Source organism: Erwinia sp. JUb26, assembly GCF_003751505.1.
GTDB lineage: Bacteria > Pseudomonadota > Gammaproteobacteria > Enterobacterales > Enterobacteriaceae > Erwinia.
Genome location: NZ_RJVB01000009.1, coordinates 1 through 22713 on the forward strand (window position 1 = coordinate 1; position 22713 = coordinate 22713).

At 54.0% G+C, this 22713-nt stretch carries 21 protein-coding genes, 3 tRNA genes and 1 other RNA gene; 1 reads left to right on the forward strand and 24 read right to left on the reverse strand.

Annotated elements, in window-relative coordinates; translation table 11 throughout:
* Position 1: 1 nt before the first annotated feature.
* The 23 genes from EC836_RS20360 to sdhC all read right to left on the reverse strand — a co-directional run bounded on the left by EC836_RS20360 (position 2) and on the right by sdhC (position 19904).
* Positions 2-74: transfer RNA gene (locus EC836_RS20360), tRNA-Val, on the reverse strand.
* 71 nt (positions 75-145) lie between these two features.
* Positions 146-221 (reverse strand) — tRNA-Lys (locus tag EC836_RS20365).
* 30 nt (positions 222-251) lie between these two features.
* A non-coding RNA gene (locus tag EC836_RS20370) (RtT sRNA) lies at positions 252-365 on the reverse strand.
* 14 nt (positions 366-379) lie between these two features.
* Positions 380-455: transfer RNA gene (locus EC836_RS20375), tRNA-Lys, on the reverse strand.
* A gap of 164 nt (positions 456-619) precedes the next feature.
* Entirely contained in the window at positions 620-1429 is an 810-nt protein-coding gene (gene cpoB / locus EC836_RS20380) for a cell division protein CpoB (protein WP_123336513.1), read from the reverse strand.
* Between the two features lie 9 nt (positions 1430-1438).
* Positions 1439-1954 carry a peptidoglycan-associated lipoprotein Pal gene (gene pal / locus EC836_RS20385; protein ID WP_123336515.1) on the reverse strand — a complete coding sequence of 172 codons (516 nt, stop codon included), beginning with the start codon at positions 1952-1954 and terminating at the stop codon, positions 1439-1441.
* 42 nt (positions 1955-1996) lie between these two features.
* Complete coding sequence (gene tolB / locus EC836_RS20390; protein ID WP_123336517.1) at positions 1997-3289, reverse strand: Tol-Pal system beta propeller repeat protein TolB; 1293 nt, start codon at positions 3287-3289, stop codon at positions 1997-1999.
* Positions 3290-3399: 110 nt separating this feature from the next.
* Complete coding sequence (gene tolA / locus EC836_RS20395; protein WP_123336519.1) at positions 3400-4737, reverse strand: cell envelope integrity protein TolA; 1338 nt, start codon at positions 4735-4737, stop codon at positions 3400-3402.
* Between the two features lie 29 nt (positions 4738-4766).
* The gene (gene tolR, locus EC836_RS20400; RefSeq protein ID WP_123336521.1) at positions 4767-5195 is read right to left on the reverse strand and encodes a colicin uptake protein TolR; all 429 of its coding nucleotides are present in this window, start codon (positions 5193-5195) and stop codon (positions 4767-4769) included.
* 12 nt (positions 5196-5207) lie between these two features.
* Positions 5208-5894 carry a Tol-Pal system protein TolQ gene (gene tolQ / locus EC836_RS20405; RefSeq protein ID WP_123336523.1) on the reverse strand — a complete coding sequence of 229 codons (687 nt, stop codon included), beginning with the start codon at positions 5892-5894 and terminating at the stop codon, positions 5208-5210.
* Entirely contained in the window at positions 5891-6295 is a 405-nt protein-coding gene (gene ybgC, locus EC836_RS20410) for a tol-pal system-associated acyl-CoA thioesterase (RefSeq protein WP_105591092.1), read from the reverse strand. Before ybgC ends, tolQ begins: the two co-directional genes overlap by 4 nt.
* Before the next feature lie 235 nt (positions 6296-6530).
* Positions 6531-6824 (reverse strand): cyd operon protein YbgE, encoded by a 294-nt coding sequence (ybgE, locus tag EC836_RS20415; protein WP_123336525.1) that lies wholly within the window; start codon positions 6822-6824, stop codon positions 6531-6533.
* Complete coding sequence (gene cydX / locus EC836_RS20420; RefSeq protein ID WP_123336527.1) at positions 6824-6931, reverse strand: cytochrome bd-I oxidase subunit CydX; 108 nt, start codon at positions 6929-6931, stop codon at positions 6824-6826. The genes ybgE and cydX overlap by 1 nt, the downstream gene beginning before the upstream one ends.
* A 14-nt stretch (positions 6932-6945) precedes the next feature.
* The gene (gene cydB / locus EC836_RS20425) at positions 6946-8085 is read right to left on the reverse strand and encodes a cytochrome d ubiquinol oxidase subunit II (protein ID WP_123336529.1); all 1140 of its coding nucleotides are present in this window, start codon (positions 8083-8085) and stop codon (positions 6946-6948) included.
* 15 nt (positions 8086-8100) lie between these two features.
* Positions 8101-9669, reverse strand: a complete 1569-nt coding sequence (gene cydA, locus EC836_RS20430; RefSeq protein WP_123336531.1) for a cytochrome ubiquinol oxidase subunit I — start codon at positions 9667-9669, stop codon at positions 8101-8103.
* A gap of 604 nt (positions 9670-10273) precedes the next feature.
* Positions 10274-11149 carry a succinate--CoA ligase subunit alpha gene (gene sucD, locus EC836_RS20435; protein ID WP_105591087.1) on the reverse strand — a complete coding sequence of 292 codons (876 nt, stop codon included), beginning with the start codon at positions 11147-11149 and terminating at the stop codon, positions 10274-10276.
* Positions 11149-12315 carry an ADP-forming succinate--CoA ligase subunit beta gene (gene sucC / locus EC836_RS20440; protein ID WP_105591086.1) on the reverse strand — a complete coding sequence of 389 codons (1167 nt, stop codon included), beginning with the start codon at positions 12313-12315 and terminating at the stop codon, positions 11149-11151. Before sucC ends, sucD begins: the two co-directional genes overlap by 1 nt.
* Before the next feature lie 91 nt (positions 12316-12406).
* Positions 12407-13624, reverse strand: a complete 1218-nt coding sequence (gene odhB, locus EC836_RS20445; RefSeq protein WP_123336533.1) for a 2-oxoglutarate dehydrogenase complex dihydrolipoyllysine-residue succinyltransferase — start codon at positions 13622-13624, stop codon at positions 12407-12409.
* A gap of 14 nt (positions 13625-13638) precedes the next feature.
* A complete protein-coding gene (sucA, locus tag EC836_RS20450) occupies positions 13639-16446 on the reverse strand; it encodes a 2-oxoglutarate dehydrogenase E1 component (protein WP_123336535.1) in 2808 nt (935 codons plus the stop codon).
* 229 nt (positions 16447-16675) lie between these two features.
* Positions 16676-17392, reverse strand: a complete 717-nt coding sequence (locus EC836_RS20455) for a succinate dehydrogenase iron-sulfur subunit (RefSeq protein ID WP_123336537.1) — start codon at positions 17390-17392, stop codon at positions 16676-16678.
* Positions 17393-17407: 15 nt separating this feature from the next.
* A complete protein-coding gene (gene sdhA, locus EC836_RS20460; RefSeq protein WP_123336539.1) occupies positions 17408-19174 on the reverse strand; it encodes a succinate dehydrogenase flavoprotein subunit in 1767 nt (588 codons plus the stop codon).
* A complete protein-coding gene (sdhD, locus tag EC836_RS20465) occupies positions 19174-19521 on the reverse strand; it encodes a succinate dehydrogenase membrane anchor subunit (RefSeq protein ID WP_123336541.1) in 348 nt (115 codons plus the stop codon). Before sdhD ends, sdhA begins: the two co-directional genes overlap by 1 nt.
* On the reverse strand, positions 19515-19904 hold the full coding sequence (sdhC, locus tag EC836_RS20470) for a succinate dehydrogenase cytochrome b556 subunit (protein ID WP_105591080.1): 390 nt from the start codon (positions 19902-19904) through the stop codon (positions 19515-19517). Before sdhC ends, sdhD begins: the two co-directional genes overlap by 7 nt.
* Positions 19905-20532: 628 nt before the next feature.
* On the opposite strand from sdhC, the gene EC836_RS20475 reads away from it, so the two are divergent.
* Positions 20533-21816, forward strand: a complete 1284-nt coding sequence (locus EC836_RS20475; RefSeq protein ID WP_123336543.1) for a citrate synthase — start codon at positions 20533-20535, stop codon at positions 21814-21816.
* A gap of 76 nt (positions 21817-21892) precedes the next feature.
* Here EC836_RS20475 and nei read toward each other — a convergent pair whose 3' ends face one another.
* On the reverse strand, positions 21893-22684 hold the full coding sequence (nei, locus tag EC836_RS20480; protein ID WP_123336545.1) for an endonuclease VIII: 792 nt from the start codon (positions 22682-22684) through the stop codon (positions 21893-21895).
* Positions 22685-22713: the final 29 nt, after the last annotated feature.

Consider the following 22713-nt stretch of genomic DNA (forward strand, 5'->3'; position numbering starts at 1 on the left):
GTGGGTGATGACGGGCTCGAACCGCCGACCCCCTCCGTGTAAAGGAGATGCTCTACCAACTGAGCTAATCACCCATATCAGAACTGCTTTACTTCACTTGCTCACGATTTACATCACTCATCATGTTAAGTATTACTCTAAGTGATGGTGGGTCGTGCAGGATTCGAACCTGCGACCAATTGATTAAAAGTCAACTGCTCTACCAACTGAGCTAACGACCCTACGCTCGGTAAATCTTTAATGCTTTGAAGTGGTGGGTCGTGCAGGATGACTTCGCCCTTCGGGCCGTCGCTAATCGCAACGTTGTCTCGCTTTCGCTCGACTCGAACCTTTACGGTTCTCATCCTTCACGATTTACACCGTGCATCACATTAAGTGATGGTGGGTCGTGCAGGATTCGAACCTGCGACCAATTGATTAAAAGTCAACTGCTCTACCAACTGAGCTAACGACCCACTTTTGTGCTGCTGGACGCTGTTAACATATCCCCCGGCAACGGCGGCATATATTACTGATTTGAATTTCCAGCGCAACCACTATTTCAACACATTACGTTCAACTGCTTAGCTTTCACGCGTTAAGACCAGAATTCAGGCGTATTCTGGTCAAATCGTGCCTTTTACAGCGCTGCGGAACGCTTTTGCGCCTGCTTTGCTGCTTCGCTATTTGGATAAAGTTTTATGACCTGCTGGTAAACGGCCTTGGCTTTAGCCTTGTCGCCCTTCTCCTGCATGATCACCCCAACCTTAAACAGCGCATCGGCGCTTTTTGGCGATTTAGGGTAACTTTTGACGACGGTAGCGAAATAGTAAGCCGCATCGTCTTTTTTGCCTTTGTTGTAGTTCAACTGCCCAAGCCAGTAGTTGGCATTAGGCTGATAGGTTGAATCCGGGTACTTTTTTACAAAGGCCTGAAACGCCGCGATAGCCTGATCGTACTGTTTCTTTTCCAGTACCAGCGCAACCGCCGCGTTGTAGTCGGTATTCGCATCACCGCTCTGCGTCGGCGCAGCAGTTGGTGCCGCCGCCGTCGCATCGCCTGCCGCACTGCCGGATGCAGCCGCCGCACCGGCTGCTGCATCTCCCGCACCGCTGGCCTGCGCACCGGCATTCCCGCCGCCGCTGCTCAGACTGTCGATCTGCTGAAGGATACCTTTCTGCCGCTCAACAACCTGGTTCAGCTGATAGCTGTTTTCCTGGATCTGACCGCGCAGAGAATCAATATCATTTTGCGTATCGGAAAGCTGCTGCTGAAGCTGCTGGAGGAGTTGTGCCTGAGCATTAGAAATACGCTCAAGGGTAGTGACGCGGTCTTCGACCGAGCCTGAGCCAACGCTACTGATTGTTGCCTGGGCATTAGCGGCCCAGGGGGCCGCTATGCCAATCAGTAACGACAGACTCAATAGTTGAGTTCTGAAGCTACTAATCATGTGAGTCTCTTAGTAAACCAGTACGGCACGACGGTTTTTAGCATAGGCTGCTTCGTCGTGGCCCAGTACAGCTGGCTTCTCTTTACCGTAAGAAACGATAGAGATCTGGTCAGCAGAAACGCCTTTACCCTGCAGGTACATCTTAACTGCGTTAGCACGACGCTCGCCCAGTGCGATGTTGTACTCAGGAGTACCGCGCTCATCCGCGTGGCCTTCTACAGTCACTTTGTAAGACGGGTTGCTACGCAGGAAGTTAGCGTGCGCATCCAGCATCTGAGCGAATTCAGACTGGATGTCATATTTGTCCAGACCGAAGTAAACGATGTTGTTCTGCTGCAGCTGCTGCATCTGCAGACGCGCCTGCTCGTCAGAAGACATGTTGCCGCCGTTGTTGTAGCCGCTGTTAGAACCGTCCTGACCTGCGTTGGTCTGGTCGTTGTTGTTGTTCTTGTGAGAGCTACAAGCCGCTACCGCGATTACTGGCAGTGCCAGCATTAAGCCTTTCAGCACTTTGTTCAGTTGCATTTTTGATTCCTAATTATTGTTTGTCATACATATTTATATGCATTACAGATACGGCGACCAGGCAGGAAACTTGACCTGTCCATCAGTTGCCGGAAGACGCGCTTTGAAACGCCCATCCGTCGAAACCAACTGCAATACGGAACCCATACCCTGAGTTGAGCTGTAGATTACCATTGTGCCGTTAGGTGCGAGACTTGGCGTCTCATCCAGGAACGTGTCCGTTAATTGTTGAACGGCTCCCGTTACCAGATCTTGTCGGGCGACGTGTTGAGCGCCGCCGTTGGTGCTGATCATCACCATTGATTTGCCGTCAGCGCTGACGTCCGCATCCTGGTTCTGTGAACCTTCCCAGGTGATACGCTGCGGAGTACCGCCGCTTGCGCTGACTTTATAAATTTGTGGGCGTCCGGCCTGGTCAGAAGTATAGGCAATGCTCTGACTGTCCGGGAACCAGGTCGGTTCGGTGCTGTTATAGCGGCCGTCGGTTACCTGACGGATCTGGCCGGAACCAATATCCATGACGTACAGGTTCAGGCTGCCGGTTTTAGACAGGGCGAAGGCCAGCTTGCTGCCGTCCGGTGAGAATGCCGGTGCGCCGTTGTGACGTGGGAACGATGCAACCTGACGGATAGCGCCGTTAGCCAGCGTCTGGATAACCAGCGCTGATTTGCCGCTCTCAAAGGTCACATAGGCCACTTTGCTGCCGTCCGGAGACCAGGCCGGCGACATCAGCGGCTGCGGTGAACGGTGCACAACGAACTGGTTGTAGCCGTCGTAGTCGGAAACGCGCAGCTCATACGGGAACTGGCCGCCGTTGGTGGTCACGACGTAGGCGATACGGGTACGGAACGCACCTTTAATACCGGTCAGCTTCTCAAAGCTTTCATCGCTGGCGGTATGCGCAGCGTAGCGCAACCACTGTTTGGTGACTTTAAACTGGTTTTGCGCCAGCACTGCACCCGGGTTGCCAGACGTATCGACCAACTGGTAGGACACCAGATAGCTGCCGTCGGCGCCAGGCTGTACCTGACCCACCACTACAGCATCAATACCCAGCGCGGTCCATGCAGCAGGCTGCACTTCAGCGACAGAGGTTGGCTGCTGCGGCAGGCGAGCGCGATCGATTGGATTAAATTTCCCGCTGTTGCGCAGGTCGGCAGCAACGATGCCACCAATATCTTCCGGGGCAGCGCCAGGGCCATCCCACTTAAACGGTACCACGCCAATAGGACGCGCGGAATTCACACCCTGAGTAATTTCAATGCGTACTTCTGCATGCGCCACGGCGACAAACAGCAGTAAAAAACTCAGCGCTACACGAAATGCCTGCTTCATTATTTCTCCCTTATCCGGGCATAGCGCCCACGATAAATTAGCCTTGTATCAACAAACCTAAGAGTACGGCATGCTTAACATAGTTCAACATGCCGCTGGTTACCGCATTCTTACGGTTTAAATTCCAGCCTAGCTTCTTTTACCGCCTGCCACACTTCCGCGCTCGGTGGTTTCGGAATTCGTGCGGACTTAGCCGCCGTTACCGCGGCCTGACACAGCGCCGAATCGCCACCTGCCGGCGTGGCATCAAAAAGTGTTCCATCTGAAGCAAGTTTAATCCGCACATCACATTTTTTACCGGCAAAGGTGTCCGCATCATAAAACTTGCTCTGAATCGCCGCTTTGACCTGGCCCAGATAGCTGTCTATCGCTGCACCGGAGGCACCCGATTTCTTCTGCGTGCCCTGCCCTGCTGCACCGCCACCGCCGGCTGCTTTGCCTGATTTCGGCGCATTCTTGCCGGAGGAGAGATCGCCAAGCAGATCGCCTACGTCACCGGCATCTTTCGCCGCCTCGGCAGCCGCTTTCTTCTTGGCGGCCGCATCCGCTTTGGCTTTTGCTGCTGCGTCGGCTTTCGCTTTCGCGGCGGCATCGGCTTTTTCCTTCGCCTCAGAGGCGGCTTTCTCTTTGGCTTCCGCTGCGGCTTTCTCTTTCGCATCAGCGGCTGCCTGAGCTTTCGCTTCGGCGGCAGCCTCCGCTTTAGCTTCTGCTGCCGCCGCTTTGGCATCAGCCGCGGCTTTCGCCTTAGCATCAGCGGTCGCTTTAACTTTAGCCGCTTCGGCCGCGGCCTGTTTAGCCTGTTCTTCCGCTTTTTTCTTCGCGTCAGCAGCGGCCTTCTTGACCTCTTCTTCCGCTTTTTTCTTCGCATCCGCTGCGGCTTTTGCCTGCGCATCGGCATCGGCTTTAGCCTGTGCCTGCGCATCAGCCTTGGCTTTCGCCTGGGCATCCGCTTTCGCCTTAGCCTGGGCGTCCGCTTCGGCTTTCGCGTCAGCCTTCGCTTTGGCGGCTGCCGCCTCGGCCTGTTTCTGTTCCTGCTGAGCCTGTTTGGCCGCGGCTTCCGCCTGTTTCTGCTCGGCGGCCTGTTCCGCTGCCTGCTGCTTAGCGTCTTCCTGCGCCTGCAGACGCTCTTTTTCCAGCTGCTTCAGGCGCTGCTGTTCAGCGGCCTGCTTCTGCTGTAGCTCTTCCGCCTGCTGTTTTGCCTGCTTCTGACGCTGCTGCTCGGCGCGCTTGCTGTCGCTCTGCTGATTTTGCTGGCGATTGTACTGTTCAACGACAGCACCAGGATCGACCATCACCGCGTCAATATCGCTACCGCCACCGCCGCCGCTGGCGTCGATATTTTCGTCAAACGAGCTCCACACCAGCGCCGCAATCAAAATGATATGCAGCACTACGGAGATGGTTATGGCTCGTTTTAACTTATCGTCTTGCTCGGTTGCCTTCGACACTCTCGGTTCCCAAAAACGGTTCGGATGAATTAAATCGGCTGCGTCATCAGTCCGACAGACTTAACGCCTGCCTGATGCAGCAAGTTCAGCGCCTTAATGATCTCGTCATAAGGCACTTCTTTAGCACCGCCAATCAGGAACACGGTTTTCGGGTTCGCCGTAATGCGGCTTCGCGCCTCGGCCACCACCTGTTCCGGCGGCAGCTGCTCCATCCGGTCGTGATCGACCACCAGGCTGTACTGTCCGACGCCCGCGACTTCGACAATCACCGGAGGATTATCGTCGCTGGAGACTGTTTTTGAATCGGTTGCGTCCGGCAGATCGACTTCCACGCTCTGGGTGATAATCGGCGCCGTTGCCATGAAAATCAGCAACAGCACCAGCAGCACGTCCAGTAATGGAACGATATTGATTTCGGACTTCAGTTCGCGGCGACCGCGACCACGCTTTCTGGCCATAAAACCTCCGACTTACTTGCTTACGTCGCTGGTGAAAGCCTGACGATGCAGGATAGCCGTAAACTCTTCCATAAAGTTGTCGTAGTTCTGCTCCAGCTTATTCACGCGCTGGTTCAGGCGGTTATAGGCCATAACGGCGGGGATAGCCGCGAACAGACCGATTGCCGTGGCAATCAGTGCTTCAGCGATACCCGGAGCAACCATCTGCAGGGTCGCCTGTTTCACCGCACCCAGCGCGATAAAGGCATGCATAATCCCCCACACCGTACCAAACAGACCGATGTACGGACTGATGGAACCTACGGTACCGAGGAATGGAATATGGTTTTCCAGCGTTTCAAGCTCACGATTCATCGAGATGCGCATGGCACGCGTCGCCCCTTCCACCACCGCTTCCGGTGCATGGTTATTGGCACGATGCAGGCGAGCAAACTCCTTAAAGCCCGCGTAGAAAATCTGCTCAGTTCCGCCCAGTTCATCACGGCGCGCCTGGCTTTCCTGATACAGACCAGACAGTTCGACACCCGACCAGAACTTGTCTTCAAATGCATCCGCATCGCGTGTCGCAGCATTGAGGATACGGGTACGCTGAATAATGACCGCCCAGGAAGCGATTGAAAACCCGATCAAAATCAACATGATAAGTTTGACCAGAAGGCTCGCCTTCAGGAACAAATCAAGAATGTTCATGTCAGTCACTGCTTGAACTCCGCGACAATAGACTTGGGAAGCGCTATCGGCTTCATTAGATGTGGGTTGATGCAGGCGATAAGGACTTCTGCTTCATTGAGCACACGGCCATCTGCATTAAGGATACGCTGGGCAAATGTCATGGTCGTTCTGCTCATGGCAATGACCTCGCTCTGCACGTCGAGCATATCGTCGAGGCGGGCAGCTGCAAGGTAATCAACCGTGATACGACGCACGACAAAAGCGACCTGTTGTTCCAGAAGCGCCTGCTGATTGAAATGACGCTGACGCAGCATTTCAGTCCGTGCTCGTTCATAAAAAGCGACATAGCTGGCGTGGTAAACCACACCACCGGCATCAGTGTCTTCGTAATAGACGCGAACCGGCCATTGAAACAGCGTTGTACTCACTCTACATCCCGGTAATGCTAACGTTGGTACAGGAAAACGTTGCTACTATACGCAAGAGATAACGCCTTTGGAATGGGTTGCCAGAGGGGAACGAAAATAATTATCAGACGGTAACAACTTCTCTGATTTCAGCACATTTATCAGACAAACCTTGACAGAAATGAAGCTAAAAAAAGATTTCTCAAGGGTCTTTCGCAGAGGATAGGGAGCCAGCGATCGCTGACTCCACGGGAAACTACAAAAAGAAAAAGGCTAACCCGGCCAGCAGGACAATAAATGCAGGAAGCGGTGAGAAGAATCCCTGCCAGCGGAGGCGACGAGGGCGAAAGCCCACACCATGAATGACACCGCTGCACACGGCCCACATCAGCACCAGTCCCTGCCAGATAGCAAGATGACCACTACTGGCAGCAAAGCGTGACGGGTCCCAAAACATACAGCCCGCCAGCAGCAGTGCGGCAACCAGGGACAAGGCCCGCAGCGGGACCTTATCCATCAGCCGATAAAGTTTAGCGATGCCCTGCCCCATTAGTGTTTATCTTTCGCTGTTGCTTCCGTCTGTTCCAGCGCCAGCGCGGTGATCACACCGAAGGCACAGGCCAGTAGCGTGCCAAGTATCCAGGCAAAATACCACATCGTGTCGCTCCTTCTTAGTAGAGAGAATGGCTGTTACTTTCAATCTGCTCTTTGGTCACGCGACCGAACATTTTGTAGTAACACCAGATTGTGTAACACAGGACGATTGGCACAAAGATAGCGGCCACGACGGTCATCACTCTCAGCGTCAGCAGAGTCGACGTTGCATCCCACATGGTCAGGCTGATATTTGGCACGGTCACTGAAGGCATAATGAACGGGAACATCGCCACGCCGGCCGTCAGAATGACACAGGCCATCGTCAGAGAGGAGAAGACGAATGCCCAGGCACCTTTTTCCAGACGCGAGCACAGAATTGTCAGCAGCGGCAGAACCACGCCCAGGGCAGGAATAACCCACAGGACAGGCGCACTGCGGAAGTTCGCCATCCAGGCACCGGCTTCATGGCTCACTTCTTTCAATAACGGATTGGAAGGGCCGTTATGATCGAGGACGGAAGTCAGAACGTAACCGTCAATGCCGTAGACAACCCAGACACCGGCCAGCAGGAAACAAATCATCATTACCAGTGCAGCAATCTGCGCGGTGATTCGTGAACGCAGATGCAGTTCACCCGTAGTACGCATCTGCAGATAGGTGGCTCCCTGAGCCAGGAACATCGTCAGGCTGATGATGCCTGCCAGCAGACCAAACGGATTCAGCAGCTGGAAGAAGTTACCGGTGTAGAACAGACGCAGATCGGTATCAATATGGAACGGCACACCCTGCAACAAGTTGCCGAATGCCACACCAATCACCAGCGGTGGTACAAAGCTACCGATGAAAATGGCCCAGTCCCACATTCCACGCCAGCGCATGTCTTCAATTTTCGAACGGTAATCAAACCCTACCGGACGGAAGAATAAAGACGCCAGCACCAGGATCATCGCCACGTAAAAACCGGAGAACGCCGCAGCATAAACCGTAGGCCAGGCGGCAAACAGCGCACCACCGGCGGTAATCAACCAGACCTGATTGCCGTCCCAGTGCGGTGCGATACTGTTGATCATCACGCGGCGCTCGGTATCGGTTTTACCCAGAATACGCGACAGCATGCCCACGCCCATATCAAAACCTTCGGTGACGGCAAACCCAATCAGCAGTACGCCAATCAGCACCCACCATATAAAACGCAATATCTCGTAAGAAAACATGTGAGAACTCCTGTCTTAGCGCGCTGGCTGCGATTGAGTACTGGACAGCTCGTAGTGATAGCGTCCGGTTTTCAAGCTACTCGGTCCAAGGCGGGCGAATTTAAACATCAGATACATTTCCGCGACCAGGAACAGGGTGTACAGTCCGCAAATCAGTCCCATTGAGAACAGCAGGTCACCGGCGGTCAGCGAAGAGTTCGCGACGGCCGTTGGCAGCACTTCACCAATAGCCCACGGTTGACGACCGTATTCGGCAACGAACCAGCCGGATTCGATAGCAATCCACGGCAGAGGAATACCGTACAGCGCACATTTGAGCAGCGTTTTACAGTTGCCGATGCGGTTGCGAAGTACTGACCAGAATGACAGACCGATAATCAGCAGCATCAACACCCCACAGCCAACCATGATACGGAAGGAGAAGTAGAGCGGCGCGACGCGTGGAATCGAATCCTGGGTTGCCATCTGAATTTGCGCTTCACTGGCATCAGACACGTTTGCCGTATAGCGTTTCAGTAACAGCCCGTATCCGAGATCGTTTTTCGCCGCGTTAAAGGCGCTACGCACTGCCGGATCCTGGTTACCGCTGCGCAGTTCCTGCAGCAGCTCATAGGCTTTCATCCCGTTACGGATACGCACTTCATGCTGGCCCAACAGATCTTTCAGACCGGTAACCTGCTTGTCGACCGAACGCGTGGCGATCAGGCCAAGCGCCCAGGGGATTTGAATCGAATAGTTATTTTCCTGCGTATCCTGATCGGGGATCCCAAACAGGGTAAACGCCGCAGGCGCGGGCTGGGTTTCCCACTCGGCTTCAATCGCGGCCAGTTTGGTTTTCTGCACGTCACCCATTTCATAACCGGATTCATCACCCAGGACGATCACCGACAGGATGGCGGCCATGCCGAAGCTGGCGGCGATTGCGAATGAGCGTTTAGCAAACGCCAAATCACGGCCACGAAGCAGGTAATAAGAACTCACGCCGAGGATAAACATCGCACCACAGGTGTAGCCCGCTGCGACGGTATGAACGAATTTAACCTGCGCAACCGGGTTAAGCACCAGCTCAGAGAAGCTGACCATTTCCATACGCATGGTTTCAAAGTTAAATTCTGAGGCAATCGGGTTCTGCATCCAGCCGTTTGCCACCAGGATCCACAGCGCAGAAAGGTTAGATCCCAGCGCAACCAGCCAGGTCACCGCCATGTGCTGCACTTTACCCAGGCGATCCCAACCGAAGAAGAACAGGCCGACAAAGGTTGATTCCAGGAAGAACGCCATCAGGGCTTCGATCGCCAGTGGCGCACCGAAGATATCGCCTACGTAGTGAGAGTAATAGGACCAGTTGGTACCGAACTGGAACTCCATGGTGAGTCCTGTTGCGACGCCAAGGGCAAAGTTAATCCCAAACAACTTGCCCCAGAACTTGGTCATATCCTTATAGATTTGTTTACCTGAAAGCACATAAACCGTTTCCATTATTGCCAGCAGAAACGCCATACCTAGCGTTAATGGTACAAACAGGAAGTGATACATGGCAGTCAAGGCAAACTGTAACCGCGACAGTTCGACAATATCCAACATTTTGACTCCTTGCTCCGCTAATGGGCCTTGGCAAAAAATAATTGAGTAAATTACTCAGGTATATTTTTCGGCCCAGAAAAACATAATTATTCCTGGTATTGGTTTTAGACGCATAACAGCACGCCTCCCGCCAGGGTGATCTAAAGTTAAAAACAGGTTAAAAATTTCGGTAAGACTTGCACCCATTATAATACGCCCCAATAGGCTTATAGTTAAAGGGGTTTCTCATTGCAATATTGTTTTTTATCACCAGATCAAATTTCAGCTCAAAAGAGGTCGGGACATCCATTTGATATAGCGCAATTTATACCAAAACTGACAAATTCTTCCAGCTAAATACCTGGTAAATAAGTCGTGTTTTTTTGATCTAAAATAATATTTGATGCAGGGGTTATATGCTAGCAAAGGAAGAATTGTTAACTTTTTGTACCTTATATTTACGTGGCAGTTAAATATTAAGGTAATAAGAGGTTTGTTTTAAGATATGGCGAGAAATAGTCTATTTAATAATAAATAAGCCATTTTTATTGAATGACTTAAAATCTGGCAGAGGATCGTAAAAAAGGCCACCCGAGGGTGGCCAACATGTCGAGATTTTTTAACGTTATTTCTGTGGCAGAACCGCTTTGACCGCATCGCCGATGTCGGCAAGGCTGCGCACGGTTTTAACACCGGCCGCTTCCAGAGCAGCAAACTTCTCGTCAGCGGTACCTTTACCACCGGCGATAATTGCACCGGCGTGACCCATACGCTTGCCTTTCGGCGCGGTCACACCGGCGATGTAGCCGACGACAGGTTTGGTAACGTGTTCTTTGATGAACGCCGCCGCCTCTTCTTCCGCGCTACCGCCGATTTCACCGATCATCACAATCGCTTCGGTCTGCGGATCGTCCTGGAACAGCTTCAGGATATCGATGAAGTTAGAACCCGGGATCGGGTCACCGCCGATGCCGACGCAGGTAGACTGGCCGTAGCCGATATCTGTGGTCTGCTTAACGGCTTCATAGGTCAGAGTACCGGAACGGGAAACGATACCGATACGACCTGGCTGGTGAATGTGCCCCGGCATGATGCCGATCTTACATTCACCCGGGGTGATAACGCCCGGACAGTTAGGACCAATCATGCGCACACCGGCTTCATCCAGCTTCACTTTCACGGTCAGCATATCCAGCGTTGGGATACCTTCGGTGATGGTGATGATCAGTTTGATACCGGCGTCGATAGCTTCCAGGATACCGTCTTTACAGAACGGGGCCGGAACGTAGATAACGGAGGCAGTAGCGCCGGTGGCTTCCACGGCTTCACGCACGGTGTTAAATACCGGCAGGCCCAGATGCTCGGTGCCGCCTTTACCCGGGGTCACGCCGCCAACCAGCTGCGTACCGTAGGCCAGCGCCTGCTCGGAGTGGAAGGTACCCTGACCGCCGGTGAAGCCCTGGCAGATCACTTTGGTGTTTTTATCGATCAGAATGGACATTATTTACCCTCCGCTGCGGCAACAACGCGCTGCGCCGCGTCACTCAGGCTGGTTGCTGCAATAATATTCAGGCCGCTGTCTGCCAGTTTTTTGGCACCCAGTTCAGCATTGTTACCTTCCAGACGTACGACAACCGGGACGTTAACACCCACTTCCGCTACGGCACCGATGATACCGTCAGCGATCAGGTCACAGCGAACGATGCCGCCGAAGATGTTCACGAATACCGCTTTCACTGCGTCATCGGAGAGAATGATTTTAAACGCTTCGGTTACGCGCTCTTTGGTTGCGCCGCCGCCAACGTCCAGGAAGTTAGCCGGCTGGCCACCGCTCAGCTTAACGATGTCCATGGTGCCCATCGCCAGACCTGCGCCGTTAACCATACAGCCGATGTTGCCTTCCAGCGCCACGTAGTTCAGTTCCCACTGCGCTGCATGCGCTTCACGGGAATCTTCCTGGCTTGGGTCACGCATTTCGCGCAGCTCAGGCTGACGGAACATCGCGTTGCCATCGGCGGTCAGTTTGCCGTCCAGGCAGACCAGATCGCCCTGCTTGGTGATCACCAGCGGGTTGATCTCAACCAGTGCCAGATCGCGCTCCAGGAACAGCGTTGCCAGACCCATAAAGATTTTGGTGAACTGACCAATCTGCTTACCGGTCAGACCCAGTTTAAAGGCCAGCTCGCGGCCCTGGAACGGCTGCGGGCCGGTCAGTGGGTCCAGCGCCATTTTATGAATCAGGTGCGGGGTTTCTTCCGCCACTTTTTCAATTTCCACGCCGCCTTCGGTCGACGCCATAAACACCACGCGACGCGTTGCACGGTCAACGACCGCGCCCAGGTAAAGTTCCTGGTCGATGTCGGTCGCGGCTTCAACCAGAATCTGGTTTACCGGCTGGCCGTTTGCATCAGTCTGGTAAGTGACCAGGTTTTTACCCAGCCAGTTTTCAGCGAAAGCACGAATGTCTTCCTTGCTGTTCACCACTTTCACACCGCCCGCTTTACCGCGGCCACCGGCATGAACCTGACATTTCACTACCCACGGACCGGCGCCAATTTTAGAGGCGGCTTCTTCTGCTTCACGTGGCGTGGTGCAGGCATAACCGGTTGGTGCCGGTAAGCCATACCGTGCAAACAACTGTTTTGCCTGATATTCGTGTAAGTTCATGATGTTCTATCCATTCAGGTCTGAAAAGACTTAGCCGTCAGCAACGGCTACACATAGGATGGGTGCGGCACGGGGCCGCACGCCAGGGGTTTTAAACGTCCAGCAGCAGACGGGCCGGATCTTCCAGCAGCTCTTTGATCGCCACCAGATAGCCGACGGATTCGCGGCCGTCGATCAGGCGGTGATCGTAAGAGAGCGCCAGATACATCATTGGCTGAATCACTACCTGGCCGTTCACCGCCATAGGACGATCTTTGATGGCATGCATGCCCAGGATCGCGCTCTGCGGTGGGTTGATGATCGGCGTAGACATCAGTGAACCGAAAACGCCGCCGTTGGTAATGGTGAAGTTACCGCCGGTCAGTTCATCAACGGTCAGCTTGCCGTCACGGCCTTTCACGGCCAGTTCTTTAATTTTCTTCTCGATGTCCGCCATGCTCAGGGCATCAACATCTTTCAGCACCGGGGTCACCAGACCGCGCGGGGTGGATACCGCGATGCTGACGTCGAAGTAGTTGTGGTAAACCACGTCTTCGCCGTCGATGGAGGCGTTCACTTCCGGATAACGCTTCAGCGCTTCTACCACGGCTTTGATGTAGAAGGACATGAAGCCCAGGCGCACACCGTGGCGTTTTTCGAAGGCATCACCGTACTGTTTACGCAGAGCCATGATTGGCTGCATGTTGACTTCGTTAAAGGTAGTCAGCATGGCGGTGCTGTTTTTCGCCTGCAGCAGACGTTCGGCAACGCGTTTGCGCAGACGAGTCATCGGTACGCGTTTTTCACTACGGTTGCCAAGCGAGCTGGCCGGTGCAGCTTCAGCAGCTTTAGGTTCGGCAGCTTTCGCCGGTGCCTTAGCCAGATGCTTCTCAACGTCTTCACGCGTCAGACGACCACCCACTCCGCTGCCCTTGATCGCTGATGCATCAAGGTTATGTTCAGCGATCAGACGACGGATCGCCGGGCTCAGGGCATCGCTGCTCTCTTCTTCCAGAGATGCGCTCTGACGCTGCGCCGGAGTCGATTCTTTGCTGTCTGCCTTGGCTGACGTTTCTTTGCCTTCGCTGTTGCCTTCTTTCAGACGGCCCAGCACCTGGCGAGAAGTCACGGTTGCGCCTTCATCCTCGACGATGGCTTCCAGTACGCCGTCTGCTGAGGCAGGAACTTCCAGAATCACTTTGTCAGTTTCGATCTCAACCAGCACTTCATCACGCTTAACGCTGTCGCCGGGTTTTTTATGCCAGGTTGCAACGGTGGCATCAGCAACGGATTCTGGCAGGTCAGGAACAAGAATCTCTACACTACTCATTATTTTTCCTTAATTTATTCAACGTTCAGCGCGTCATCAACCAGATCTTGCTGCTGCTTCTGGTGAACGGACATATAGCCAACTGCCGGTGATGCAGATGCAGGACGACCGGCATAACGTAATGAAGCCCCAAACGGCACGACTTCGCGGAAATGATGCTGACTGCAATACCATGCACCCTGGTTCAGAGGCTCTTCCTGACACCAGACAAAATCATGCACGTGGGCGTACTGCTGCAGAATATCCTGCACCGCTTTGTGCGGGAACGGATACAGCTGCTCGATACGTACGATGGCCACGTTGGTTTGCTCGTTTTTACGGCGCTTATCCAACAGGTCGTAATATACTTTACCGGAACACAGCACGACGCGTTTCACGCCCTGCGGATCGAGCTCATCGATTTCACCAATCGCCGGCTGGAAGCCGCCGTTAGCCAGCTCTTCCAGGGAAGATACCGCCTGAGGATGACGCAGCAATGACTTCGGTGACATCACCACCAGCGGACGACGCATACCGCGCAGCGCCTGACGACGCAGCATGTGGTAAACCTGAGCCGGCGTAGAAGGAACGCAAACCTGCATATTCTGCTCGGCGCACAGCTGCAGATAACGTTCAAGACGCGCGGAGGAGTGCTCCGGGCCCTGACCTTCATAGCCGTGCGGCAGCAGCATTACCAGGCCACACATACGGCCCCATTTCTGCTCGCCGGAGCTGATGAACTGATCGATAACCACCTGCGCGCCGTTGGCGAAGTCGCCAAACTGCGCTTCCCAGATGGTCAGCGTGCGTGGTTCAGCGGTGGCGTAACCGTATTCAAAGGCCAGTACCGCTTCTTCAGACAGCACGGAATCCCAGACTTTGAAAGTACCCTGACCGTTGTGCACGTGCTGCAGCGGGGTATAGGTAGAACCGTTTGCCTGGTTGTGGATCACTGCGTGACGATGGAAGAAGGTACCGCGCCCCATATCCTCACCGGACAGGCGGCATGGGATCCCTTCGTCAACCAGCGTCGCGTAGGCCAGGTTTTCAGCTGCGCCCCAGTCGAACAGTTTATTCCCCGCTGCCATTTCGGCGCGATCGTTATAAATTTTCGCCACGCGCGACTGCATTTCAACCGCTTCCGGCACCGTGCTGATGCGCTTAGCCAGTTCCTGCAGGCGTTTCAGCTCGATGGTTTCCGGATATCTTTCATCCCACTCGTGGTTCAGATAAGGAGACCAGGTGAAAGAGTGCAGGCTCATCGGACGCCATTCCGGCACCACGCATTCACCGGCATCCAGTGCATCACGGTACAGGTTGACCATTTCCGTGGCATCTTCCAGGCTGGCGACCTTTTCGGCTTCCAGCTTATCAGCATAGAGTTTACGCGGCGTTGGGTGTTTCTTGATTTTCTGGTACATCACCGGCTGAGTGGCGCTTGGCTCATCAGCTTCGTTATGACCGTGACGGCGATAGCAGACCAGATCGATAAACACGTCGCGTTTGAAGGTGTTACGGAAATCCAACGCCAGACGAGTGACAAAGGCAACGGCTTCCGGGTCATCCGCGTTCACGTGGAAGATCGGAGCCAGTACCATTTTACCAATATCGGTACAGTACTGAGTCGAACGGGCGTCTTTCGGGTTTGAGGTGGTGAAACCAATCTGGTTGTTGATCACGATACGCACGGTACCGCCCACTTCATAGCCGCGAGCCTGCGACATGTTCAGGGTTTCCTGCACCACGCCCTGCCCGGTCACTGCTGCATCGCCGTGAATGGTAATCGGCAAGACTTTATTGCTGCTCGGCTCATCAAGACGGTCAAGGCGCGCACGCACCGAGCCCATGACGACCGGGCTGACGATTTCCAGGTGCGAAGGGTTGAACGCCAGCGCCAGGTGCACGCTGCCACCCTCTGTTTCCACATCTGAAGAGAAGCCCATATGGTACTTAACGTCACCGGTACCCAGATGTTCTTTGTGCTTGCCGGAGAACTCGTCGAACAGCTCCTGCGGCCTTTTACCCAGCACGTTGATCAGTACGTTGAGACGTCCGCGGTGCGCCATACCCAGCACCACTTCACGCGTGCCGCTCTTGCCGGCATGACGGATCATCTCATTGAGCATTGGCACCAGCGCATCGCCGCCTTCCAGTGAGAAGCGCTTCGCACCCGGGAACTTCGCTCCCAGATAGCGCTCCAGACCTTCTGCTGCGGTCAGCTGTTTGAGGAAGCCCTTCTTCTCTTCGACAGAGAATGACGCACGCCCCATCACTGACTCAAGACGCTGCTGGATCCAGCGCTTTTCATCGGTATTGGTGATATGCATGTACTCAGCACCGATTGAACCGCAGTAGGTTTGTTTCAGCGCTGCATACAGATCGGACAGCTTCATCGTGTCTTTGCCGATGGCAAACGAACCGACGTTGAAACTCTCCTGGAAGTCAGCCTCACTTAATCCATGATATGCAGGATCAAGATCCGGTACCGTCTCCAGCTTCCATAGCCCTAACGGATCGAGGTTGGCATGCTGATGCCCGCGGAAGCGGAAGGTGTTAATCAGCTGGAGAACCTTGACCTGCTTGGCATTGGTTTCAGGATCGCTAACGGAAGCGGTGTAGCGCGAAGCGTCTTTCGCCAGACGGCGGAAGTACTCGCGAGTGGAGGAATGAAATTGCTCAGGTTTAACCCCAGTACCGGGAAGCTGCTGGAAAAGAGATTTCCATGCATCATCGACAGAGTCAGGATCGGTTAAAAAGTCCTCATAGAGTTGCTCTATGTAGGACTGGTTCGCGCCGGCCAGCCAGGAGGAGTCCAGCCAGGGTTTCATCGCGCTGTTCTGCATTGTGATCCCTTAAGCATTTTTTGCTTTTTTTCGCCGTGGTTGTTTATGGAACCTTTGCAAGTCCCGCGCCGTGTAAACGGCATACCGAAATACGGTTCTTCGATACGAGCGACCGGCCCGTAAGGGAACCTTTGCAAGACGTTTCCAACAACTGCTCTCTGTCGGAAACATCTTACAAAGATGACCTGTTAAAACTCCGGGAACCAGAGGTTCCCGGATATCATACCTGTTATGCGCCGCGCTGCAGCAGCATCGACTTGATATGGCCGATGGCTTTGGTCGGGTTTAGCCCTTTCGGGCAAACACTGACACAGTTCATAATGCTGTGGCAGCGGAATACGCTGAAAGCATCATTCAGATTATCCAGGCGCGCATCGGTTTCCGTATCGCGGCTGTCAATCAGGAAGCGGTATGCCGCCAGCAGGCCTGCCGGGCCGATAAACTTGTCCGGATTCCACCAGAATGACGGACAAGAGGTGGAACAGCATGCACAAAGAATACACTCATACAGGCCATCCAGTTTTTCACGCTGCTCCGGCTGCTGCAAATGTTCTCTTGCCGGTGGTTTCTTCCCATTATTCAACAGGTAAGGCTTAATCTTCTCATACTGAGCATAGAATTGCCCCATGTCTACCACCAAATCACGAATAACCGGTAAACCCGGCAGTGGGCGGATAACAATTTTCTTCTTGCCGTTGCCCAGTGCGGAAACCGGCGTGATGCAGGCCAGACCGTTCTTACCGTTCATATTGATGCCGTCAGAACCACATACCCCTTCGCGGCAGGACCGACGGAAGGCTAAGGTGGGATCTTTCTCTTTCAGACGCATCAATGCGTCCAGCAGCATCATGTCGCGGCCTTCTTCAGACTCCAGCGTGTAATCCTGCATCCGCGGAGCATCGTCGACATCCGGGTTATAACGATAGATGGAAAATTCGAGTCTCATGTGTTTCTCCGCAAACTAGTAAGTACGCGCTTTCGGCGGGAAGGCCGCACGCAGTTTCGGCTGCATGTTCACCTCACGGCGCGTCATGCTTTCACTTTGCGGCAGATACAGGCTGTGACATAACCAGTTCGCATCATCACGCTCAGGATAGTCGAAGCGGCTGTGCGCTCCACGGCTTTCGGTGCGGTAGTTCGCTGACACCGCGGTGGCATAAGCCGTTTCCATCAGGTTATCCAGCTCCAGGCACTCAACGCGCTGGGTGTTGAAGTCGCTGGAACGATCGTCAAGACGGGCATTCTTCAGGCGCTCACGCAGAACTTTCAGCTCGGCCAGGCCTTTAGCCATCGCATCACCTTCACGGAATACCGAGAAGTTATTCTGCATGCAGGCCTGCAGTGCCTTGCGCAGGTCGGCAGGATCTTCACCGGAAACGTTGTTGTTCCAGCGGTTCAGACGCGCCAGCGAGGCTTCGATCTCTTCTTCTGTCGCATCGCGCAGTTCACCCTGCTCGGCAATAGATTCCTGCAGATGCACACCCGCAGCACGGCCAAAGACCACCAGGTCTAGCAGCGAGTTGCCGCCCAGACGGTTAGCACCGTGTACCGAAACGCAGGCGATTTCACCCACGGCAAACAGGCCAGGGACCAGCACATCTTCACCCTGTTCATTTACCGTTAGTGCCTGGCCGCTTACGCGGGTCGGAATGCCGCCCATCATATAGTGGCAGGTCGGGATAACCGGGATCGGCTCTTTCACCGGATCGACGTGAGCAAAGGTACGGGACAGCTCGAGGATACCCGGCAGGCGCGCTTCTAAAACGTCTTTACCTAAGTGATCCAGTTTCAGCTTGGCGTGCGGGCCCCACGGACCATCGCAGCCGCGGCCTTCGCGGATTTCGATCATGATCGAGCGAGCAACCACATCGCGCCCGGCCAGATCTTTCGCATTTGGCGCGTAGCGTTCCATAAAGCGCTCGCCGTGCTTGTTCAGCAGGTAACCGCCCTCACCGCGACAGCCTTCCGTCACCAGCACGCCGGCACCGGCAATACCCGTTGGGTGGAACTGCCACATTTCCATATCCTGCACCGGCACACCGGCACGCAGTGCCATACCCACGCCGTCACCGGTGTTGATATGCGCATTGGTGGTGGACTGGTAGATACGTCCGGCACCACCGGTCGCCAGAACGGTGGCGCGGGCTTTGAAGTACACCACTTCACCGTCTTCAATGTTCAGCGCGGTACAGCCGACAATGGCACCGTCGGCGTTTTTCACCAGGTCCAGCGCGTACCATTCGGAGAAGATCGTGGTGTGATTTTTCAGGTTCTGCTGATACAGCGTATGCAACAGCGCATGGCCGGTACGGTCAGCGGCTGCGGCGGTACGGGCCGCCTGCTCGCCGCCGAAGTTCTTCGACTGGCCGCCGAACGGGCGCTGGTAGATACGGCCATCGTCCAGACGGGAGAACGGCAGACCCATGTGCTCCAGTTCCAGAATCGCTTCTGGACCGACGTTACACATATATTCTATCGCGTCCTGGTCTCCGATGTAGTCGGAACCCTTAACGGTATCGTACATGTGCCATTCCCAGTTATCTTCGTGGCTGTTACCCAGCGCTACGGTAATACCGCCCTGAGCAGACACGGTGTGGGAACGGGTTGGGAAAACTTTCGACAACAGGGCACAGGTCTGGCCCGATTGGGAAATCTGCAGTGCCGCGCGCATACCTGCACCACCGGCACCGATTACTACGGCATCAAATTCTCTGACTGGCAAACTCATCACGCACCCCACACCACTACAGTTCCATAAATTGCATATACCAACAGCGCAACCACAATCACCAGCTGCAGCATCATGCGCAGCGCCAGTGGTTTAATGTAGTCGGTCAGTACCTGCCACATGCCGATCCAGCCGTGCACCAGAATGGATAACAGCGTCAGAAGGGTGAAAACTTTAGTAAAGGAAGAGGCGAAAAAACCACGCCAGATGTCATAGGTCAGGGTCCCAGACATCACCAGAAAACCGAGGATATAAATCACATAGAGGGTCATCACCATGGCGGCGGCACGGAGTAACAGCCAGTCATGGATGCCATTACGACCCAGTGCAGAAGCATTGCTTACCATACAAGGACTCCAGCCAGGATTGAGAGCACGACAGTAATACCGAACGCAATTTGCGCAGAAAGTTTGCCCGTTTCTAAGGTTTCACCCAGATAGCCAAAATCCATCATTAAATGGCGAATGCCACCGGCAATGTGATAAGCCAGCGCGGTCAGAATGCCCCACATAATGAATTTAGCGATAAAGCTGTCCATCACGGCAGATGCCTGCTGGAAGCCTTCGGGTGAAGAGAGTGACAGACCCAGTAACCAGAGCAGGATCCCGATCGCCACAAAGGTGATCACACCGGAAACGCGGTGGAGAATGGATGCTATTGCAGTAACGGGAAACCGGATCGTAGTGAGATCCAAGTTGACAGGTCTTTGTTTTTTCACGGTTTTGCCCACACAGCTTTTCTTATTTTGCTTCCTCCGGTCCTGAGGGCGGGTCAGACAGCGTTAACAAGTCGAACATTGCGCCAGGCACCTAAAACAACATCCAGTGTCAAAACGACGCGTATGAAACGCTGGGTGGCTCCTACAACAGGGTATTCCCGGAGACCTGGCGGCAGTATAGGCGGATCACATTCTCATTACAATTCCCCTACAAACACTTTGGAGACATTTCGATAGAACAGTGATCGCATTCACGGTTTTCATAATTGATACAAATTCAATTACCTGATTTGACATAACTTCAACATTTCTGTTACAAACTGAGCAATAAAAGTTCTATGATGCACAAAAGTTATGGGGATACACTTTCCCCTAAGCACAAGTTATGTAACATTGAGTCGTATTCTTTATAAAGCAACGGTATTGGTTATAACGTAAGCATGTTTAGACCGGATCTCTTAACTACCATGCTACACTCTCAGGAATGTGCCTAACCCAGCCCACGAGCGCCCGTCACTCTGTACCCTGCACGCCTTAAAGATGCCACAGAGATGATTACCTTCTGCGCCTGGCAATGAGCTGGGAGTGCGTAACTTCCCGGTGTTAAAGATCCCTATATAAGGCGCTAAGGAGACTATAAATGGCTGATAAAAAAGCGACGCTAACCCTCGAAGGCGAAGCTCCTATTGAACTTAATGTGCTAAAAGGCACGTTAGGTCAGGAAGAGATTGATGTCCGGGCTTTAGGTTCTAAAGGGTATTTCACCTTTGATCCAGGCTTTACCTCTACCGCGTCCTGCGAATCTAAAATTACCTACATCGACGGTGATGAAGGCATTTTGCTGCATCGTGGTTTCCCTATCGATCAGCTGGCTCTGCATTCCAACTACCTGGAAGTGTGCTACATCCTGTTAAACGGCGAAGCCCCAACGAAAGCCCAGTTTGACGAATTCAGAACGACGGTCACCCGCCACACCATGTTGCACGAGCAGATCCATCATCTGTTCCGTGGCTTCCGTCGTGACTCGCATCCGATGGCCGTCATGTGCGGCGTCACCGGTGCGCTGGCAGCCTTCTATCATGATGCTATGGACGTTAACATCGAACGTCATCGTGAAATCGCCGCATTCCGTCTGCTGTCGAAAATGCCTACCATGGCAGCAATGTGTTACAAATATTCCATCGGTCAGCCTTTTGCCTATCCGCGCAACGACCTTTCCTATGCCGGTAACTTCCTGCACATGATGTTCTCTACGCCGTGTGAAGAATATGTCGTGAATCCGGTGCTGGAAAGAGCGATGGATCGTATCCTGATCCTGCACGCCGATCACGAGCAAAACGCCTCCACCTCTACCGTGCGTACCGCCGGCTCTTCCGGTGCGAACCCGTTTGCCTGTATCGCCGCGGGCATCGCCTCGCTGTGGGGACCGGCTCACGGCGGCGCGAACGAAGCCTGCCTGCGTATGCTGGAAGAAATCAGCACCGTCGAACACATTCCTGAGTTCCTGCGCCGCGCCAAAGATAAGAACGATTCGTTCCGTCTGATGGGCTTTGGCCACCGCGTGTACAAAAACTACGATCCGCGTGCCACCGTGATGCGTGAAACCTGCCATGAAGTGCTGAAAGAGCTGGGTATGAAAGATGACCTGCTAGAAGTCGCCATGGAACTGGAGCACATTGCGCTGAACGATCCGTACTTTATTGAGCGCAAACTCTATCCAAACGTTGACTTCTATTCCGGCATTATTCTGAAAGCCATGGGCATTCCATCTTCAATGTTTACCGTTATCTTCGCGATGGCGCGAACCGTTGGCTGGATTGCACACTGGAAAGAAATGCACGATGACGGTGTGAAGATTGCCCGTCCTCGTCAGCTGTATACCGGCTACGACAAGCGTGATTTTACCTCCAGTCTGAAGAAGTAACTGCGAGGCTGGCCTGATTTTTTAATCAGAGCTGGAAACGAGCCAATAAAAAGCCGGGATCTGCATCCCGGCTTTTTTATTTCTGACAACCAGGGCACCAGTAAAACGGGCGCGAAGATAAGGTCGTTTTGACGATGGTTTCCCCACAGCGTTCACAGGCCTGCCCTGCCCGATGAAACACCTTAAAACTGAAAATCGCGCCGTGATGGCGGTTTTCATCCGCCTCACCGCGCGTTCGGTAGGAAAGGCGCGGTATCGCCAGCAGCGCTTCCGCCAGCACATCGCACTGAGCATCGCTCAGATCCTCGGCCCGATGACTCGCCGCCAGCTCCGCCTGCCAGAGAATTTCAACCCGCAGATAGTTACCTAACCCGGCAAGAAAGCTTTGATCGAGCAGCAGCCCGCTAAACTGGCGACGGCGAAAACGCTTAGACAGCAGTCGCTCGCGCACCTGCTCAACCGACAGCAAGGGATCCAACACGTCCGGCCCGACTCTGTTTAGAAAGGGATGGGCGGCCACACCGTCGGCATCCAGCAGTTCGATATCCGATGCGCTGTATAAAAGCAGCGTTTTATCCGCCGCCGACAGTCTGACCCGCAGCACGCGTTTACTGTCAGGTTGTTTACCGGTCGGCACCACGCGCCACACGCCGTAAAGCTGATTATGGCTGTAGAGCGTCAACCCGTTGGAAAAGTGGGTCAGTAGCGCCTTGCCGCGTGTCTCAATGGCCGTGACGCGCTGCCCTGTCAGTTCATTCTGATAAGTCTGTAATTCAGGAAAAGCGAACCAGACATCGGTCAGCACTTTACCTTTGATGGCGTCTTCCAGGCGGTCCGCCGCCCGGCGAATTTCAGGACCTTCCGGCATGCAAACTCCGTTGCGTCATTAACCTATGA